Annotated in this window: 6 protein-coding genes; 4 read left to right on the forward strand and 2 right to left on the reverse strand. The window is 70.4% G+C overall.

Annotated elements, in window-relative coordinates; all coding sequences use genetic code 11:
* Positions 1 to 2: 2 nt before the first annotated feature.
* From IE330_RS22765 to fabD, 4 genes are read left to right on the forward strand one after another with little or no spacing between them, the layout of a single operon-like run.
* Positions 3 to 4,514, forward strand: a complete 4,512-nt coding sequence (locus IE330_RS22765) for a beta-ketoacyl synthase N-terminal-like domain-containing protein (protein ID WP_190137948.1) — start codon at positions 3 to 5, stop codon at positions 4,512 to 4,514.
* Positions 4,507 to 13,089 (forward strand): type I polyketide synthase, encoded by an 8,583-nt coding sequence (locus IE330_RS22770; RefSeq protein ID WP_190137949.1) that lies wholly within the window; start codon positions 4,507 to 4,509, stop codon positions 13,087 to 13,089. The genes IE330_RS22765 and IE330_RS22770 overlap by 8 nt, the downstream gene beginning before the upstream one ends.
* Positions 13,086 to 14,114 (forward strand): ketoacyl-ACP synthase III family protein, encoded by a 1,029-nt coding sequence (locus IE330_RS22775; RefSeq protein WP_190137950.1) that lies wholly within the window; start codon positions 13,086 to 13,088, stop codon positions 14,112 to 14,114. Before IE330_RS22770 ends, IE330_RS22775 begins: the two co-directional genes overlap by 4 nt.
* Positions 14,114 to 15,361 (forward strand): ACP S-malonyltransferase, encoded by a 1,248-nt coding sequence (gene fabD, locus IE330_RS22780; RefSeq protein ID WP_190137951.1) that lies wholly within the window; start codon positions 14,114 to 14,116, stop codon positions 15,359 to 15,361. The genes IE330_RS22775 and fabD overlap by 1 nt, the downstream gene beginning before the upstream one ends.
* A gap of 168 nt (positions 15,362 to 15,529) precedes the next feature.
* Here the strand turns inward: fabD and IE330_RS22785 are convergent, their stop codons facing one another.
* Positions 15,530 to 15,970: a DinB family protein gene (locus tag IE330_RS22785; RefSeq protein WP_229925846.1), complete on the reverse strand. Its 441-nt coding sequence runs from the start codon at positions 15,968 to 15,970 to the stop codon at positions 15,530 to 15,532.
* 927 nt (positions 15,971 to 16,897) lie between these two features.
* Positions 16,898 to 18,013, reverse strand: coding sequence for a terpene synthase family protein (locus tag IE330_RS22795; protein WP_190137953.1), 1,116 nt, complete (start codon positions 18,011 to 18,013; stop codon positions 16,898 to 16,900).
* Between the last annotated feature and the right edge of the window lie 814 nt (positions 18,014 to 18,827).

Raw genomic sequence — 18,827 nt, forward strand, 5'->3', positions numbered from 1 at the left:
TCGTGAAAAAGCTGCTGCTCGACTTTCTCTGGTCCCATCTGTGCACGCTCGGCGCGTTCCGTGAATCCGGGCGGACTCCCGAGGCCGCACGGGAAGCGGCGGGCCTCGCGCCGGGGTACGGCGCCTGGTTCGACGAAAGCCTGCGCGTGCTGGAAGGGGCCGGCTACATCGAGCGGCAGGGCGGCAGGATCCTTCTCGACGACGATGCCCCGCGGCACCGGCCGGTCGAGCAGCTGTGGCGCGAGTGGGAGACGGCAAAGCCCGCGTGGCAGGAGAATCCCGACCTCGCGGCCACCCACCTGCTGGTGGAGACCGCCTTGCGTGCCTTCCCCGACATCCTCAGCGGACGTCGACCGGCCACCGAGGTCCTCTTCCCCGGGGGATCGCTGGAGCTGGTGCAGAACGCGTACGAGACCAATCCGGCGTCCGCGTTCTTCAACCAGGTCCTGGCCGCCGACCTGATGGCGCGGCTGCGCCGACGGCCCCTGAGGGCCGATGGCGCGCGGATCCTGGAGATCGGCGCCGGCACGGGAGCCACGAGCGCCGTCGTCCTGGAGGCGCTGCGATCCGCGCGCCTGGACGTGCGCGAGTACTGCTACACCGACATATCAAGGGCCTTCCTGAACCACGCGGAGCGGTCGTTCGGTGCGGAAAACCCTTCGCTGACCTGCGCGATCCTGGACATCGAGCGCCCGGTGGCCGCCCAGGGCCTCACCCTGGGCGGCCACGACGTCGTCATCGCCGCCAACGTCCTGCACGCCACCCGGGACATCCGCCACACCCTGCGGAACGCCAAGGCGCTCCTCAAGCCCGGCGGGCTGTTGGTCCTGAACGAGCTGACCGCGAACAATCTCCTCAGCCAGTTCTCGTTCGGCCTCCTGGACGGATGGTGGCGCTATGAGGACCCGTACCTGCGGATCCCGGGCAGCCCGCTGCTGTCCACCGCGCGCTGGCGGCACGTCCTGACGCAGGAGGGTTTCCAGGCGATCGCTCTGCCCGCGCAGGATGCCGAGGATCTGGGACAGCAGATCATCGTGGCCGAGAGCGACGGCGTCATACGGCAGGCGACAGCCGTGCCGCGCCCGTCCGCGCCGTACGTGGCGCCGGTCCGCGAGAGTCCGGCGCGGGCCGCGGCCGATCCGGGCGCCGGGAGCGAGCCCGGAGACCGGCTGCGCGCCCACATCGAGGCAGTCGCGCTGGATGTGCTGGCAGAGGCGTTGGACATCCCGCGGACGAGGATCGGGCGGGTCGAGCCCTTCTCGGACTACGGGCTCGATTCGATCTTCGCGGTGAACGTGGCCCGGGCCCTCGGCGGGACGCTCGGCATCGACCTCGACATCACCGTGCTGTTCGAGCACAACACGCTGGCCGAGCTGGGCGAGTTCATCGTCTGCGAATACGCCGATGACCTGCGGGATGTGCTCCTGCCGCAGCCCCCGTCGCCCGACCGGGCGCCCGATCCCGCGCAGCCTCAACCTCGACCTCAGCTTGAGATTCAACCTCAGCCTGAGATCGACGAGGCCGCGCTCGACGGCATGGCCATCGTCGGCATGGCCGCACGCTTCCCCGGGGCCGACGACGTCGACGCGTTCTGGCGGATCGTCGAGCAAGGCAGACGGTGCATCACCGCACCACCGGAAGAGCGTGCGGACTGGGCGTGCTACGGCGACGAGGCAGCCGAGCTGCGGGGCGGTTTCCTCGACGGGGTGCATGAATTCGATCCGCTCTTCTTCCGCATGTCGATGACCGAGGCCCGCCAGGTGACGCCGGAGCTGCGCCTGCTGCTGATGACGGCGTGGAACGCCGTCGAGGACGCGGGCTATCGGCCGGCCGAGCTGCGGACGCGGCCCACGGGCGTGTTCGTCGCCGCGACGCAGAGCGAGTACCGGCCCGCGGCCATGGACCTGATGAGCCTGCCGTCGCCCGCGATGGTGCCCAACCGGATCTCGTACCTGCTCGACCTCAACGGCCCCAGCGAGCAGTGCGACACGACGTGCTCGTCCTCGTTCGTGGCCCTGCACCGGGCGATCCGGTCCATCCGCGACGGCGAGTGCGAGCAGGCGCTCGTCGGCGGGGTGAACCTGGTGATGTCACCCGCGGGGTTCGGCGGGATGCGGGCCGCGGGGATGCTCAGCCCGCGCGGCGACGTGAGGCCGTTCCAGCAGGGCGCCGACGGTACGGCGCGCGGCGAGGGCGTCGCCGCCGTACTGATCAAACCCTTGAGGCGGGCCCTGGAGGACGGGGACGTCGTCCACTGCGTCGTGCGCGGCACCGGCGTGGCCCACGGCGGCCGGGGCGTGTCCTTCACGGCACCGAACATCAAGGGCATGAAGGCAGCCGTCGCGCACGCCTACGCCGACGCCGGGATCGATCCGGGTGCCGTGGACTACATCGAGACCCACGGCATGAGTTCGATGCTTGCGGACAGCGCGGAGCTGGCGGCGCTCGGCGCCGGACTCCGCAGCGAGGGCGACGGCGATGACGACAGCGAGGGTGACAGCGACGACGTGACGTATCTGGGCAACGTAAAGCCCTGCATCGGGCACACGGAGGTGGTCTCCGGCCTGGCCGCGCTGGTGAAGACCGCACAGGCGATGCGGCACGGCGTGATCCCGGCGCTCCCTGGCTTCGGGCGGCTGCACCGCGGCCTCTCCCTGAAGGGGACGCGGCTGCGCGTCGCCGAGCGGAACCTGCCCTGGCCCGAGCGCACCGACGACGCGGGCCGGCCGCTGCCGCGCCGCGCGAGCATGCACAGCTTCGGGATCGGCGGCGTGAACGCGCATGTGGTGCTGGAGCAGCACATCACCTCCGCGGACCGGGACGAGGACCCGGGCGCGCAGGTCCTTGTGCTCTCGGCGCGGAGCCTCGACGCGCTGCGCGAGCGGGCGCGCCGGCTGACGCACCGGCTTGCCGAGGCGGATCCGCGCTCCTGGGCGGACATCGCGTACACGTTGCAGGTCGGCCGGGAAGCGATGAGCTGCCGGCTGGCGTTCGTAGCGCAGGGCACCGAGGACGCCGCGCGCGTTCTGGATGGTTGGCTGAGGGGCGACCCAGACACGCTCGCCCGCGTGGCGTTCGCCGACGGTGTCGATTCCGCTGCCGGCGCCGCGCACGACGGGAAGCCGACGCGGCTCGATCACGTACCAGAGCGCTGGGCCGCGGGCGCGTCCATCGACTGGGACCTGATGCATCGCGGCGCTCGCCGCAAGCGGATCGCACTGCCCGGCTATCCCTTCGCCCGCCTGACGTGTTTCGCCGAACAGGCGCCGCGGCCGGATCAGGCCGCGCACCCAGGCGTCGGCCCTGTGGAGGGCGAGGCCTTCGTCGCCGACCTCGTCGCCTCGGTGCTCGGCTTGCCGCGCCACGAGATCGACAGCACCAGGTCACTCGCCGACTACGGACTCAACTCCCTGCTCCTGGTCGCGATGCTGGGCCGGATCACCCGTGCGTTCCCGGGATTCCGGCCTGAATGGTGGCAGCCGCACGACACGTTGAACGACGTGATCGCGAGGCTGCCCGAGGCGACCGCCCCCTCCACGCGCGGGCCGGCCCCGGAGCTGGTGCGCCTCAACGGCGTCACCGAGGGCCGGCCCGTCTTCTGGATCCACGGCGCCCTCGCCGGCGTCGAGTCCTACCGTACGATCGCCGAGCGGATCGACCGCCCCTTCTACGGCATCCAGGCCCGAGGCCTGCTGACCGAGGACGCGCCGATCGAGGGCGTCACGGCCATGGCCGAGTATTACACCGAGGTCATCCGCCAGGCGCAGCCCCAGGGGCCGTACGACGTCGGCGGGTTCTGCCTCGGTGGCATCGTTGCCTATGAGGTGACCCGCAGGTTGCAGGCGCAGGGCCAGGACGTGGCCTCGCTGACGATGGTGGACTCGCCGGACGAGACCGGCCTGGCGAAGTCGAACGCGAACGGCTTCCAGTCGGCCAAGAGCGCGGCTTTGCAGGTGGTCAATTCCCTGCTCTGGCCGGCGGGGGAGAAGGACCCGGCGGTCCTGCGCGCGCGTCTCGTCCACCGGGACGAGGTCGCGGAGGACCGGGACGAGGTCGCGGAGGACCTGGACGAGGTCGGGGAGGACCTGGACGAGGACGCGTTCGTGGCGAGGCTCGCGGAGCTGGCGGCCGAGCGCGGTCTTGCCATGCCACCGGCCCAGATCGCCCGGTTCGTCAGGCGCAACATGGCGATCCAGCTCGCCTACCGGCTCGGCGAGCACGCCATCAGGCCTCTGCCGCGTCCGGAAGCCGTCCTGTGCACCTACTTCCGCAACCGGCGCGGGCTCTTCCTGGGCGAGGTCGCACCCTACTTCCAGGTCGCGGGCGAGACCTTCTCCCTCGACCACGTGAACTACCAGCAGGACTGGGAACGCGAGCTGCCGGGCCTTCGCCTGGTGGAGATCGACGCCGCGAACCACATGACGATCCTGAACGACGCGGAGCCGCTCGCCGCGATCGAGGAGACATGCCTGGCGCTCTACGCGTCCGAGGAGATCGGGGCCACCCGTGGCTGACCAGACCGCCGCCCACACGTACGACCACGAGCCGGTGGCCATCGTCGGCATCGGTTGCCGACTGCCGGCACAGATCGAGGATCCGACCGCACTCTGGCAGGCTCTGCTCCAGGGCGTCGACGCGGTGCGTCAGGTGCCGGCCAACCGGTGGAACGCCACCGCATGGGCCGACGCGGAGGCGTCCGGCCAGGCGGCGAACCGCCGAGGGGGATTCCTCGACGACGTCACGGGATTCGACGCGGAGCACTTCGGCATCCCCCCGGCCGAGGCACGCCAGATGGACCCCCAGCAGCGGATCGCCCTGGAGGTGGCGTGCGCCGCGATCGAGGACGCGCGGCGTTCCCCGGCGAGCCTCGCGGGCACGCGCACCGGCGTCTTCATGGGCGCGATGTGGCAGGAGTACCCGCTGTTCACGCAGGGCGCCGCCGAGGCGATCCACGCCCACTCCGCCATCGGCTGGGACACCTCGGTGATCCCCTCCCGCATCGCCTACGCGCTGGGGCTGCACGGCCCCGCGATGGGCGTGGCGACCGCGTCCAGCTCCTCCCTGGTCGCGGTGCACCTGGCCGTGCAGAGCCTGCGCTCGGGCGAGTCGGACGTCGCACTCGCCGGCGGCGTCAACCTGATGCTGCACCCGAACACCTCGGTGGCCCTGACGAAACTCGGCACGCAGAGCCCGGATGGTCTGAGCCGGGCCTTCGACGGCGACGGCGACGGCTACGCCCGGGGCGAGGGCTGCGCGGTGGTCGTGCTGCGCCGCCTTTCCGACGCGCTCGCCGACGGCGACCGCGTCTACGCTCTGGTGCACGGCAGTGCCGTCAACAACGACGGCGCGACGGACGGACTGACCGCCCCCAGCCACGAGGCACAGACGCAGGTGCTGCGCTCGGCGTGGGAGAAAGCCGGGGTCGCGCCGAGTGCGGTCTCGTACGTCGAGGCACACGGCACGGGCACGCCCCTGGGCGACGTGACGGAGGCGGGCGCACTCGCCGCCGTGTTCGGGTCGGGCCGGCCCGTGCCGCTGCGCATCGGCTCGGCGAAGACGAACTTCGGCCATCTGGAGGCGGCGGCCGGCGTGCTCGGGCTCGTCAAGGCCGCCCTCGCGGTGCACCACGGTGTCATTCCGCCGAGCCTGCACTTCCGCACACCGAACCCGCGCATCGACTTTTCCGCCGCACGTCTGGAGGTGGTCACCGAGGCGGCCGCGTGGCCGGGCGGGCCGCGGTTCGCGGGGGTCAGCAGCTTCGGATACGGCGGCACCAACGCGCACATCGCCCTCGGCGAGGCGCCCGAGGGCGCCCCGGTGCAGGCCGCGGCGGATGCGGTGCGGGCCCCAGCGGACGCGAGCGGCGGTCCGCTCTGCCTGGCGGTGTCCGGCACCAATCCGCACGCGCTCGCGCGTAACGCCGAACGGCTGGCGAGCCACCTCGGACAGTCACCCGGGACGAGGCTGCGCGACATCGCGTACTCACTGGCGACGACCCGCACGCACCACCCCGCGCGCGGTGTGGTGATCGCCGCGACGACGGACGAGGCGGTGGCCGCTCTGCGGGCGCTCGCCGCGGACGAGAGCCACGACGCGGTGGTGACGGGCACGGCTGCGAGCCGCGGCCGCGTCGCGTTCGTCTTCCCCGGCCAGGGCGCCCAGTGGTGGGGGATGGGCCGGTCACTGTGGCAGCAGAACGACGCGTTCCGCGAGGCCGTGACGGCCTGCGACGCGGCCCTCGCCCCGCACACCGGGTTCTCGGTCGCCGCAGTCGTACGGGGGCAGGAGGGTCTCGCGCCACCCTTCACGCGCACGGACGTGGTGCAGCCCGCCCTGTTCGCGATGTACGTCGGTATCGCCGCGATGTGGCGCGCCTGGGGCATCGAGCCCGCGGCGGTCGTCGGCCACAGTCAGGGTGAGGTGGCCGCGGCGGTCGTCAGCGGGGCGTTGAGCCTCGCGGACGGCGCTCGCATCGTGGCCTTGCGCGCTCGGGCCGTGCACGAGCACGCGCCGGACGGGGCGATGGGACTCGTGGAGCGCCCGGTGGGCGACGTCATCGAGGAACTGGCGGCCTGTGGCGAGGCGCTGTCCGTCGCGGTGGTGAACACCGCGCGATCGACCGTCGTGGCCGGAGACGTGGAGGCGGTGGACCGTTTCCTCGCGCAGATGGAGGCCACCGGCGCGTACTGCCAGCGTGTGGACGTGGACTACGCGTCGCACAGCCCGCACATGGACGCGCTGCTGCCCGCGCTTCGCGAACAGCTCACGGGCCTTTCCCCCGAAGAGGCGGGGATCGCCTTCTATTCGAGCGTGACGGGGGAGCGGGCGACGGGGCCGGACCTCGGCGCGGACTACTGGTGCCGCAACCTGCGCGAGCCGGTGCGCTTCGATCGCGCGCTGGAACGCCTGCGAGCGGACGGGTACGGGGTCTTCGTCGAGGTGAGTCCGCATCCGGTGCTCCAGATAGCCCTGGCGCAGGGAACCGAAGCCGACGGTACGGCCGTCGTGGTGGGCAGCTTGCGCCGCGAGCGCGGCGGGATCGAACAGCCGCTGCGGGCGCTGGCAGAGCTGCACACGCAAGGGGTGCCGATCCCATGGCAGCGGGTGTACGCGACCTCCGACGCGCACAGAGCGGACCTTCCGACGTACGCGTTCACACACCGCAGCTACTGGCTGGACGAACACGACGACGCGATCCCGGCCGCCGACAGTGCCGCGTGGCGCGAGGACGTGAGGGCACTGCCCGAACCCGAGCGTCTGGCCTTCATGGTCGCACTCGTCACGGAGGAGGCAGCGGCCCTGCTCGGCCGGCCCCCGGAAGGCGTGCGCCCCGAGATGACGCTGCGCGAACAGGGTCTTGACTCCCTGATGGTGGTCGAGCTGCGCAACCGGCTCAGCGCACGGACCCGGGTCCCGCTGCCCACCGTGCTCGCCTTCGACTACCCCACACCGCACGCCATCGCGACCCTGCTGCTGACGCACGCCGGTGCGCAGGACGAGACCCCGGACATCTCGCCCGCCGTCGCCGCAGAGCCGATGCGGCCCGACGATGGCGACCCTGTCGTGATCGTGTCCATGGCCTGCCGGCTTCCGGACGGGATCGACACGCCCGAAGCGTTCTGGGACCTGCTCGTCGAGGGCCGCGAAGCCTCCTGCCCGTTCCCCCAGCGCTGGGACGGGTGGGACCTCAGCACGCTCGAGGAGGCGGAGCGCGCCGCCACCGGCCGGCGCTTCGAGCGCAAGGGCGGCTTCGTACGCGACGTGGAGGACTTCGACGCGGCGTTCTTCGGGCTCAGCCCCCGCGAGGCGCTGTCCCTGGACCCCCAGCAGCGACTCGTGCTGGAAGTCGCATGGGAGGCACTGGAGCGGGCCCATCTGCGCCCCGCCTCCCTCGAAGGCAGCAACACCGGCGTCTACCTCGGCGCGATGAGTTCGGATTACGACATCGCTCGGCGCTGGGACGTCGCCAGCAGCGATGGCTACAAGATCACTGGCAACGGGTCGAGCCTGATCTCCGGTCGTGTGGCCTACACCATGGGCCTGTCCGGCCCCGCGCTCACCATCGACACCGCGTGCAGCTCCTCGCTCGTGGCCCTGCGCCTGGCGTGCGAGGCGCTGCGCGGCGGCGAATGCGACCTGGCGCTCGCCGGCGGAGTGACCGTGATGAGCACTCCGCAGATCTTCGTCGAGTTCAGCCGCCTCAACGGGCTCGCGGCCGACGGCCGCTGCAAGAGCTTCGCCGACGACGCCGACGGCACGAGCTGGGCGGAAGGCTGCGGCGTCCTGGTGCTCAAGCGGCTCTCCGACGCCAGGCGCGACGGTGACCGGGTGCTGGCCGTCGTGCGGGGCACCGCCATGAACCAGGACGGCCGCAGCCAGGGACTCACCGCGCCCAACGGCCTCGCGCAGCAGCGCGTGCTGCGCGAGGCCCTGGCCGACGGGGGACTGGCCCCGGCCGACATCGACGCCGTCGAAGCGCACGCCACGGGCACCGTGCTCGGCGATCCCATCGAGGCCGGCGCCCTTGCCGCGGTGTTCTCGGGCCGCGTACGGCCTTTGCACCTGGGATCGGCCAAGTCCAACATCGGCCACGCGCAGGCGGCCTCCGGCGTCATCGGCGTCATCAAGATGGTGATGGCACTTCAGCACGAGCAACTGCCCCGCACGCTCCACGCGGAAAGGCCGAACACCCGGATCGACTGGAGCGGCGGCGAACTGGAACTGCTGCGGCAGCCCAGGCGGTGGCCGCGGACACGGCGGGTGCGTCGCGCCGGCATCAGCTCCTTCGGCATCAGCGGCACGAACACGCACGTCATCATCGAAGAAGCACCGCAGCCCGTCGTCGCGGACGCCGCGGACATCACGGACCGGCCTGGCGACGACCTCGTCCACCCATTGGTGATCTCGGGCCCCGACACCGCCGCCCTGCGCGCGCAGGCCAAGCACTGGGCCCAGTGGCTCGACGAGTGGCCCACCGCGTCGATGCGCGACATCGCCTACACCTCCGCCGTCGGCCGTACGCACTTCGAGGCGCGCGCCGTGGTCTTCGCCGGGGACGCCAGGGAGGCTGCCGAAGCCCTGCGGGCGGTCGAGCCCGGCTCCGGCACGGCGCCGGGGGAGATCGCCTTCGTCTTCGGCGGTCAGGACGCGCGGCCGCAAGCAATGAGCAGTCACCTGCTGGAGCAGAGCGCGGTGTTCCGCGACACGGTGGCGCAGTGTGACGCGGTCCTTACGCCGCTGACCGGCTGGTCCGTGCTGAAGGTGCTGCGCGGCGAGGAGGACGTGAACAGTCCGGATGTGCTGCCGTGCACGCTGTTCGCGACCTACCTCGGACATGCGGCGCTGTGGCGCAGTTGGGGTGTGGAACCGGCGGCGGTGGTGGGCGACGCGCACGGCGAGGTCGCCGCCGCCGTGGTGAGCGGGGCGTTGAGCCTGGAGGACGGAGCCCGCGTCGTCGCCCTTCGGGCTCGCGCGCGGTCGGAGGGCGCGGTCGGCGGTGTGACGTCAGGGCGGGTCCTGGGTGCGGTATCAGGGCGGGCCCCGGGTGCGGTGTCAGGGCGGGTCCTGGGTGCGATATCAGGGCGGGCCCCGGGTGCGATATCAGGGCGGGCCCCGGGCGCGGTGTCAGGGCGGGTCCCGGGTGCGGTGTCAGGGCGGGTCCCGGGTGTGATGTCACGGATGGTCCCCGCCCGGACTTCCATCCCCTTCTACGCGCGCCTGACGGGTGAGGTCGTACCGGGCCCCCGGCTCGGCGGCGACTACTGGTTCCGCGACCTGCCGGAGCCGGAGCCGGATGCGATGAGGCTCGACCGCGCGTTGGAGCGGCTGCGCGGGGACGGCTTCGGAGTGTTCGTCGAGGTCGGCCCGCCCTCCGACGGTGCCTCGGGCGGCGTGGACCAGCTCTGGCGAATGGCCGCCGCACTGTTCGAGCAGGGCGTGTTCGTGGACTGGGAGCAAGCCCTCGCCTCCCGCGGCGCCACCAAGGTCGACGTCCCGACGTACGCCTTCCAACGCCGACGCTTCTGGCTCGGCGAGCTTCCGGCCGGGCCCGCTGCGGTGACGCCACGTCAGTCCGCGGGTGGTCACCCGTGGTTCGACGCGATCACGACGCTCGCCGGCAGCGGCGGTCATTTGTTCACCGGCCGGCTGACGCTCGACGACTGCCCGTGGCTGGCCGATCACGTCGTCAGCGGGCAGGTCTACGTGCCCGGCGCGGGCCTGATCGATGCTGCGCTGTTCGCCGCCCGGACCGCGGGTGCCGACGCCGTGGCGGACCTGACACTGCTGGAGCCGGTCGTCCTGCTGCCGGGCCACGCGCTGCGGATCCAGGCCACCGTCGGCGAACCGGACGCGCACGGACGACGCCCCTTCGCCCTCTACAGCCAGCCCGAGGACACCGAGGCGCCGCTGATCTGGCAGCAGCATGTGAGCGCAGAGTGCGTGACCCGCGCGCGTGAGGGCGCCACCGTGCCGCCGGACATCGATACCTGGCCGGTGCCCGATGCCCGGGCCCTCGACATCGAAGCCTTCTACACCCGCGCCCTCGCCAACGGGCTCGACTACGGCCCGGCTTTTCGAGGGCTGCGCGAACTCGCCTGCCGCGACGGCGTCTACCACGCGTGCGTCTCCCTGCCCGGCGCGCTGGATCCGGCCGGTCACGGCCTGCATCCGGCCCTGTTCGACGCGGCACTGCAAGTCGTCGTCGCCGCTCTGATGGAGGCGGGCGCCCCTCAGGGGCCGCTCGTCCCGTTCATCTGGTCGGACGTCGAGCTGTTGCGTACCGCGGGCAGCGAACTGACGGTGCGCGTGTCGTTCGACCCCGGCGGGGACGAGGACCTCGCGCCGGCCACCGTATGGCTGGCCGACCCCGCCGGCCACCTGGTGGCCCGGATCGGCGGGCTGCAGTTCCAGAGCGGCAGGCGCCGCGGACACCCCTTCGCCGAGCACCTCTACCGCGTCGGCTTCGCACCCGTCCACCCCGTGGCCGAAACCCCCGACCCCGCGGGCGTCCTCGTGGTCGGCGACGCGGAGTTGGGCGCGGGGCTCGGCGTCGACGTCGTACCCGGTCTGGACGCCCTCGTGAAGCGGCTCGACGCGCAGGCGGACATGCCCCGGCGCCTGCTGTTCGCGCTGCCCGACTGCGCTTCCGCCCCGGAGCACGGCGCGCAGCACAGCGCCGCCGAAACGCTGCGGACGCTTCAGGTGTGCTTCGGCGATGCCCGCCTCCAGGGCACGGAACTCATCTGGATCACCCGCGACGCGGTCTCGTCGAGCCCGGACGACCAGACAGGGAACTGGGCCCACGCCGCGGTGTGGGGCATGGTGCGCACGGCCCGCACGGAACACCCCGAGCGCGTCCTGCGCCTGATCGACCTCGATCCCGGCACCCCGGACTTCCCGCTCCTGGCACGCGTGATCGAGACCGGCGGCGAGCCGGAGTGCGTACTGCGCGGTGAGCGCGCCCATGTGCCACGAGCAAGGCCGACCGTCGAGGAGGTCGACGCGCTCGTCCTGCCGGACGAAGGCGACTGGCACCTCCATCAGCGCGAAGACGATTATCTGGAATTCGTCGCCGCCCCGCGCGAGGAGCGCGCGCCGGAGCCGCTCGCGCCGGGGGAAGTCCGCGTCGAGGTACGCGCTGCCCGCATGAGCCCCCAGCACGCGCAGGTCCTGGAGCTCGCAGGGATCGCCATGGAGGTCGGCAGCGGCGTCACCTCCGTACACGCGGGTGACCGGGTCATGGGCAGCGCGGAAGCCGCGCTCGGCAACCAGGTGCGCGTGGACGGTGCCGCCCTCAGGCCGATGCCCGCGCACCTCACCTTCGCCCAGGCGGCCGCTGACCCGTCCGCCCCCGATCCGAGGCAGGACAACGGATCCTTCACCGCCTACGACGTACGCGACGCGCCGCATGCCCTGCGCCACGCGCGGCAGAACGCCGCGCACAAGACGGTGCTGACCTTGTCACGTGCCCTCGACCCGGACGGCACGGTGCTGATCACCGGTGGCCTCGGTGAGCTGGGCAGCGCGCTCGCCGCACACCTGGTCCGCGTGCACAAAGCGCGGCGGCTCCTACTCCTGTCACGGCGCGGTGGCAACACCCCCGAAGCCGGCGCGCTCGTGCGGGAACTCCAAGCGGCGGGCGCCGAACGAGTCGACCTGGTCGCGGGCGACGCCGCGGACCGGGCCGCAGTGGCCGGTGCACTGGAAGGCATCCACCCGCGCCACCCCCTCACGGCCGTGTTCCACCTCGCCGGCGTGCTCGACGACGGCCTGGTGGAGGGCTTCACCGCGGAGCGGCTGCACCGGGTGATGGCACCCAAGGTCCAGGGCGCGCGCTGGTTGGACGAGTTGACGGAGAAGCTGGACCTGGCCGCGTTCGTCGTCTTCTCCTCGGCGGCCGGAACGCTGGGCACCGCAGGCCAGAGCGGGTACGCCGCGGCGAACGCGACGCTGGACGCCCTGGCGGCGAACCGGCGCAAGCGGGGCCTGGCAGGGCTCAGCCTCGCCTTCGGGCTCTGGGAGCAGGCCGGAGTGGGCATGACCGCGCACCTCGGCAAGGCCGAACTCGGCCGCCTGCGGCGCCAGGGGATCGGTGCCCTGACCTTGGCCGAGGGCCTCCACGCCCTGGACGTCGCACTCGTACGGCCCGAGACCCAGCTGATGCCCGTGCGCCTGGAACTGGCGTCGCTTCGCCACGCCCTCGGCGATGCGCCGGCGCCCCCGTTGCTGCGCGACATGCTGCACCGCACCACTGAAGGACGCCAAGGTGAGGTTTCCGAGACCGCGCAGTCGCTCGATACGCGGCTGGCGGACGCCTCCGAAGCCGAACGGCCGGCTCTGCTCCTCGACCTCGTCCGCAGCGAAGTCGCCGACGTGCTCGGCCTGCCCGGACCCGACAGCGTGCCGGCCGACAGGGCACTGCGTTCCCTCGGGATCGACTCGCTCACCATGGTCCAGTTGCGCAAGCGTCTCGCCAAGCGGATGGACACCATCCTGCCCGCCACGCTGGTCTTCGACCACCCGACCGCCGAGGCCATCGCCGGGCTCCTGCTGCACGACGTCACCACCCTGAGAGGGAACGAGAAGTGAAGACAGAGGCCCTGTTCATCGCGGGTACCGCGACCTACCTGCCCCCGGCGACCAAGGTCGGACAAGCCGTCGCCGACGGCCGCTTCGACGCCCAGGACGCCGAGGACACGCAGCTCGAATCGGTCTGCGAGGCCACGGACGAAGCCCCGCCCGAGATGGCAGTGGCCGCTGCCAAGGACGCCCTGGAAAGGTCGGGTCACCGGTCCGAGGACATCGCCCTGCTGCTGCACGCCTGCGTGTACTTCCAAGGCCTTGAGCTGTACCCGACGGCTTCCTACATCCACCGCGAAGTACTCGGGGACCACTCGGCGCTCGCCTTCGAGATCAAGAACGCTTCCAACGGCTGCATGACCGCGTTGGACATCGCGGCGCGCTCCCTCGCGGCAACCGACGACGTGGCGGCGCTGGTGACCACCGCCGACAAGGTCAGCCGTCCGGCGATCGACCGCTGGAACAGCGACATCGGCATCGTCCCCGGCGACGGCGCGTCGGCGATGGTCCTCAGCAAGAGGTCGGGGTTCGCACAGGTGCTGAGCACGTCCACGGTCTCGGATGCCACCCTTGAGCGCCTGCACCGCGGCGACGCGCCCTTCACCCCCCACCACGACCCCACGGCCCCCATCGACCTGCGTCTGCGCAAACTGCAATACCTGGGAGACGTGGAACTCGACGAGTTCACCCGCCGCTTCCGGGCCGGTCTCAGCGACTGCGTCGACCGAGCCCTGCGCGACGCGGATGTTCGTCTCGGCGACATCGCCCGCTTCGTCGTTCCGCACTTCGGACGCATCGTGCTCCAGCGCGAGGTCCTCACCGCACTCGACATCGACCTCGACCTCACGACCTGGTCCTGGGGCCGCACCGTCGGCCACCTCGGTGCGGGCGACCAGATCGCCGGACTCGACCACCTCGTGCGGGAACGCGCCGTGGCCGCCGGCGACCTGTGCATGCTGCTCGGCGTCGGCGCCGGCTTCACCTGGACGTGCGCCGTGGTCCGCATCACCGACCTCGCGGGCGGGCGGCCCTGATGCGCTGCTACGTCTTCCCGGGCCAGGGCACCCAGAAGAAAGGGATGGGGCGAAGCCTGTTCGGACGGTTCCCCGACCTCTGCCGCCGCGCCGACCGCGTACTCGGGTACTCCATCGAAAAGCTCTGCCTGGAAAACCCCGAACGGCACCTGTCCCGGACCGAGTACGCGCAGCCCGCGATCTACGTCGTCAACGCGCTGCACTGGTCCGCGGCACAGGAGGACCTGCCCCCCGCGGACTTCCTCGCGGGCCACAGCCTCGGCGAGTACAGCGCGCTGTTCGCCGCCGGCGCCTTCGACTTCGAAACCGGCCTGACACTGGTGCGACGCCGGGCGGAACTGATGGGCCGAGTCAGCGGCGGCGCGATGGCCGCAGTCATCGGAGTCTCCGAGCGACTCATCGCGCAAACGCTGAAGCAGCACGACGCCACCGACGTCGTCATCGCCAACTACAACGCGCCCGAGCAGTTCGTCCTCTCCGGCAGCCACGAGGAACTGGCCCGGATCAAGCCGGTCTTCGAAAAGGTGGAGGGCGTGCGAGGCTTCGTCCCCGTCCGCGTCAGCGGCCCCTTCCACGCCCCGGCGATGGCCCCCGCCGCCGCACGCTTCCGCGACCTGCTGACCACGGTCGACATGGGCGAACTACGAACCCCGGTCATCTCCAACGTGACCGGCCAACCCTTCCCCCCCGACGCGCGGCAAGTACGCGAACTACTCGCCGAACAGATCGCCAAGCCCGTCCGCTGGACCGAAACCATCCGCTACCTCCGGAACGCAGGCGTGTCCGTCTTCACAGAACTGAGCGAATCGAAGGTACTCACCCCCCTCATCGACCGCATCACCCCCGCCCCAGAGCCCACCCCCGACCCACGCCAAGACCTGATCGATCGCATCAAACGCGAGATCCTCCAGCCGGAGATCGGCGACGAGGCCCTGACCTTCGACGACGACGCCTCGTTCCGACAGCTCGGCCTGAACTCCATCATCTACGTCCGCCTGGCCCGCCGGGCCGGAACAACCCTCGGCATCCCGATCAAACCGGACGTCATCTTCCAACACCGCTCCTGCGCCGCCCTGGCGGACTACCTCCTGACCCGCGACGACATCACCCCACCCGCAGCGCCCGAGACCCCGACCGAGCCTTTGCGCGACTACCAAGACCCACGGGTGTCGGCCCTGCTGCACGACTGCGCGAACGGGGCCCTCACCGTGGAGCGGACCATTGAGGCGATCCGCGCCCTTGTGTGACGAGTTAGGCCGGGGCGGGTCGGCGGAGTGAGACCCTGACCATCGCCGAGGAGACGATCGAGATCCGGCGTTGGCTGGCTGCGGATCATCCGGCCGCCTACGAACCCGAGCCCCCACCTCGCTCGCTGCCGCTGTGATACTTCTGGCAACGGAGGAGGCTCTCCAGACTCAGGTGCCCACGGTCCCGTCAACCCCCTCACGCAGCAAGTCCGCATGCCCGTTGTGGCAGCCGTACTCCAGAAGTACGTGCACCATCACCATCCGCAGCGATACCTCCTCGCCCCACCTTGGCTGATGCCCGGCCTGGTCCAGGGACTCAGCCTCCCGCTCGATGCGACGCGAGTTCGCCACCTCGGCCTCCCAGGCCGTGAACGCCTCATCCCTGGTCGACGCGCTCGCGTCGTACGCCGCCTGGAAGTCGATGTGGTCGGACCAGACCAGGGGCACGCCGTTGTCCTCGAACACTCGCCGGAACCAAGCACGCTCGACCTCCGCCATGTGCCGCACCAAACCGAGCAGCGAAAGCGTGGACGGCGGCATCGACCGCCGCCGCAGCTCCTCGTCGGTAAGCCCCTCACACTTCATGGCGTGGGTCGCGCGAAGTGCGATGTCAAGACCCTCGCCCGCGAAGCGGGCGTCGACCGCACGGCTTTCTACGGCACCCGCCCCTACGCACACCTCCGCGTCGAGTTCGAGCGACGTCTGGACGCCATACGCCAGACCGGCGAGATCACCGATCCTCGCGAAGCCCAAATCACCCGGCTGAGGGCAGAGAACACCAAGCTCCGTAAACGGTTGGCCCGGTCGACTTCCGCAGCCAGGCCCTGGCCCGGCTGGCCGCACAGCACGAGGAGATCGTTCGGCTCTGTCAAGCCGCTGCGGGGACAAACCGTGTGAGCCGCCTTCCCGCTCCGCTGCTGGCCCGCCTCGCGGGCGTCACCCAGCAGGTGCACAAGCCGTCGGCATCGCAGCCGAACGGCGGTCAGTGACGGCATCGGCCTCGCCACAGTAGGCGAGGTATAGCCAGTCGTCCCCATCACGCAATCAGCTGCGTTTCGCAGCCGATCATGATCTACTGCGGGCACCCCAAGTAGTTCAAGGAGCACGGTAATTGGTAACGGTAGAGCCAGGCCGGTTACCAGGTCCCGTGGCGGTCCGTCGTGGGTCATCTGATCCACGAGATCATCAGCGAGGAGACGAGTGCGGTCGCGGAGGCTTTCTACGCGACGCCGGGTGAATGCTGCGGCGATCAGGTGGCGTATCCGCGTGTGTTCGGGCGGATCCATGGCGAGAATGGACACCGCCTTCGGCTTCTGCGGTCGGCTTCGGGGCACATCACGGTCCGCTGTGGCCGCCCTGCTGAATCGTGGGTCGGCAAGCACGCTTTTGATGTCGGCGTACCGCGTCACCAGCCAGGCCTCTCCGCCGAAGGCGAGGCGAACTTGGCTCACCGGCTCCGACCGACGCAGGGTCGCGTAGGTCGGATCCAACAGCATGGCCGACGGGTAGCTGAAGGGGTAGGCCCGCGCCCGGTCATCAGCCGCTGTCATGCTGCGAGCTCGAGGTGCTGGGGGCCAGCCTGGTCCACCACCACTGTATGGCGGGGATCGGTGCCGGTACCGAGCTGTCGTCACTGGGGGTGTCAGCGAAAGTTGTCGGGAGGATCGCGGGGTCATCCGGGTTGAGGTACCGGTTGCACCCCAGAGAGAAATCAAGATCTCCTCTGATCATCCGCCTCATCCCAGCCAGGAAGCATTGAAGTTCAGCGCCGGCCCGCTGGCTTACCTGTTCCTCCAGGCGCAGGTACAGGCTGAGCACCCGGTCGCAGAGTGCGATGGCTTTCGCTTGGGCTTCAGCGGCGGAGCAACTCTGGTCTCGCGCGAGGACGTCCACCAAGTTCAATCCGTCGTCAATGGAATTGCGCTTCTTCTCCTTGTGATAGCCAAGGATGTCGTTGTGCCAGAGGTTGAGCGCGATAGCCATCTCGGCCAGAGCCCGGACATCCAAGTTGTCCCGATCGGCTGAGGGCAGCTCACACCCGGCGATCACATCGGTCAACATGGTCAGGGTCTCGGTGCTGCCCGTCCTCTGCCGCAACAGTACGTATTCCTGCAGGCTCGGTGACCTTTTCTGGGCCTTACAGGAGGCTTCGGCGACCACAGAGAAGAAGTACGCCTTGACGGAGGAAACCCAGCGTTCCACTTGTAGCGGCGTCGCAATTTCCGAGAGCCGGCATCGCAGCTCGCGCAGCGCTGTCGCATAAAGATTGCCGTTCGCGATATCCGCCTGGGGGGTATCCAGCACCCACCCCAACTCGTAGGTCATCCTCGCGAGTTCGTCCGGCTGGTCGCCGAGCGCAGACTCGTCGCAGTGCGCGTCGTCGAACGCAAACAGCCAGATGACGAAATCGCTCAAGAACTGGACCGCTTCGATTCGGCCGACGGGAGCGTACCGGGAAGCCAGTTCACCCACTCGCATCGTAGTCAGGCGAAACTGCTGCTCTTTGCTCGGGTAGAGAGCATACTCGTTCATCCAGTCGACACTGCGCTTGTCGAACTCGGCCCATCGCGGATTTAGTTCTGCCGGAAATGGGCACCACAGCGGTGGCACGGGCAGTGCGGCAAGAGACACGTCGTCCATGCGCTGACCCATGAGAGACTCCTTTGCGAGGGAGGGGGACGGTCCACCTTTTGCTGAATTGCGCAACGGCGGCACTTTCACAGTAAGACAGAGCCGCGACACAAAAGGAACTGATTGGGCACGGGGACGCGTGAAGGCGTTGAACGCTGTTGCGTCCCGGCGGCTTCGTGGAGTGAGTGACCACGCACCTGAGCTGGTCGAGCGAGACCGAGGAGATCCTGACGGCGATCAGCACTTCGACCGCCGCCGCGGTCAACTTCGGCCTGCGACGCAGGGCCTCGTTCAGGGCGACAACGGCCGAGAACAGCGGACGGTGGTGGATGTGCCGCACACCGCGGTGGACGGTGCGTTCGAGGTGGTCATCGTCGGTGCAGGCGATGTTGGCCGGCTGTCCGCGCCGCGGGATCGACCAGTTGCCCTCTCCCAGGTTCAGCTCCAGCGCGGGCGAGAAGGTGGACGATGGTCAGCCAGTCGTCTTCGGCGGCGCACGTGGGCGTCCAGGCGGCCCCGTGAGCAGTGCAGTGGATCCGGGACGCGGTGCCGGTCTCGTCGACCGGTCCGTCTCCCCGGATCGCTTCCAGCACCCGGCGTGCCCGAGAACTGGGCGCTCCCCAAGCCCTGTTCGGGACTCCTGCGTTATCCTCGTGCCAGGCTCGGCCACGGGGGCGGGACGACTGTTTCCCGGTAGCGGTGCCGCGGGGTGGTCAGCTTGACCGGGTCGTACAGTACGCCTCGTCTGCTTTCACGCTCTTGACCAGCACGTTCCCTGCGATCAAGCGCATGCCCGCTCACTCGGCCATCCCGCTTCTGCCTGCGAGTTCCCGTC

The sequence above is a fragment of the Streptomyces longispororuber genome (genome assembly GCF_014656095.1).
In the GTDB taxonomy this organism is placed as follows: domain Bacteria; phylum Actinomycetota; class Actinomycetes; order Streptomycetales; family Streptomycetaceae; genus Streptomyces; species Streptomyces longispororuber.

What these genes read in the sequence shown, in the direction of transcription:
- fabD (WP_190137951.1), top strand. Translation starts at nt 14,114, where the DNA reads ATGCGCTGCTACGTCTTCCCGGGCCAGGGCACCCAGAAGAAAGGGATG.
- IE330_RS22795 (WP_190137953.1), bottom strand. Translation starts at nt 18,013, where the DNA reads ATGGGTCAGCGCATGGACGACGTGTCTCTTGCCGCACTGCCCGTGCCA.